Annotated in this window: 2 protein-coding genes; both read left to right on the forward strand. The window is 69.1% G+C overall.

Annotated features, from left to right (window positions below; all coding sequences use genetic code 11):
* Positions 1-18 precede the first annotated feature (18 nt).
* Positions 19-267 carry a CPBP family glutamic-type intramembrane protease gene (locus tag ASG00_RS18805; RefSeq protein ID WP_056206457.1) on the forward strand — a complete coding sequence of 83 codons (249 nt, stop codon included), beginning with the start codon at positions 19-21 and terminating at the stop codon, positions 265-267.
* Between the two features lie 30 nt (positions 268-297).
* Positions 298-1,358 (forward strand): DUF4012 domain-containing protein (locus tag ASG00_RS01960; RefSeq protein ID WP_235559064.1); only part of this gene is annotated, 1,061 nt, incomplete at its 3' end.

The following is a 1,358-nucleotide window of genomic DNA, read 5'->3' on the forward strand; positions in this document are numbered from 1 at the left end:
CGCCTCACGGGCAGCCGCGTGCTTGCGGGCATCGCGGCGACCCTCGTGAGCAGTGCACTGTTCGTCCTCGCCCACGGTCTGACGTCGACGCTCGACGTCAGCGCCATCGTCTCGCTGGGCGCCGTGGCGCTCGTCACCGGCACGATCGTTCTCGTGCAGCGACGACTGTGGACCGCCATCGTCGTTCACGCAGTGTTCAACGTCACATTCGTCATCTTGCAGCTCGCAGGGTCCCTCGGCACCGCGGGGGCACCGTCGCTGTCGTGACAGCGGATGCCTCCCGCTTAGGGTGATCGCATGACCGCCGCCCGTGCACGCCGCCGCTCTCGCCACGCGCGCCGCTGGGCGATCTACGCCTGCTGGGGCGTGCTCGCCGTCGCCGTCGCCGTCGGAACATGGGTCGGCGTGCGTGGAGCCCTGGCCGCACAGCATCTACTCGAGGCGAAGTCACTCGCGAGCACCGTGCAGTCGAGCATCTCGAAAGACCCTGCCGGAGCACGTGCAGCTCTGTCGCAGCTCGAGGCCGACGCCAGCGAGGCCCGCACCCTCACCAGCGACCCGATCTGGTCGGCGGCGTCCCACCTGCCCTGGATCGGCCCCCAATTGCACGCCGTCTCCACGCTCGCGACCGCACTGCTTGCGACGTCGACCGACGTGATCGAGCCGCTCGTGTCGGCGACCGACAATCTCAACCTCTCGCTGTTCACCCCGAAGGACGGCGCCATCGACCTGACGCCCGTCGCGGCGCTCGCGCAGCCGTCTGCAGGCGCGGCGACCGCCGCGGCCCAGGCGAGCGCCGAGGTCAACAGCCTCGATCGTTCGGCACTCCTGCCCGCTCTGCGCGCACCCGTGACCGAGGCATCCGATCTGCTCAGCACTGTCGCCGAGGGCACCGACGCCCTGCGACGCACGACCGCGCTGTTGCCGGCGATGCTCGGAGCGGACGGCCCGCGCAACTATCTGCTGATGTTCCAGAATCCGGCCGAGCTGCGCACGCTCGGCGGCATCGCGGGCGCACTCGCCCTGGTGCACACCGATCACGGCAAGATCACCTTCACCGTCGAGGACATCCAGAAGGTGCTGCCGAACACCGGTGAGCCCGTGACGACACTCGATGCCGCCACGCTGGCGCTCTTCAGCGAGAAGCCGGCGACCTACTACCAGAACGTCACCTCGGTGCCCGACTTCGCGACGGCCGCGCAGCTGCTGCAGGACTTCTGGAAGCGCACCCAGAGCACACCGATCGACGGAGTGATCAGCGCAGACCCGGTGGCACTCAGCTACCTGCTGAGCGCGACCGGTCCGCTTTCGCTGCGCACCGGGGACACCCTGAGTGCCGACAACGCCGTGCAGTTGCT

The sequence above is a fragment of the Microbacterium sp. Leaf351 genome, from assembly GCF_001423825.1.
GTDB lineage: Bacteria > Actinomycetota > Actinomycetes > Actinomycetales > Microbacteriaceae > Microbacterium > Microbacterium ginsengisoli.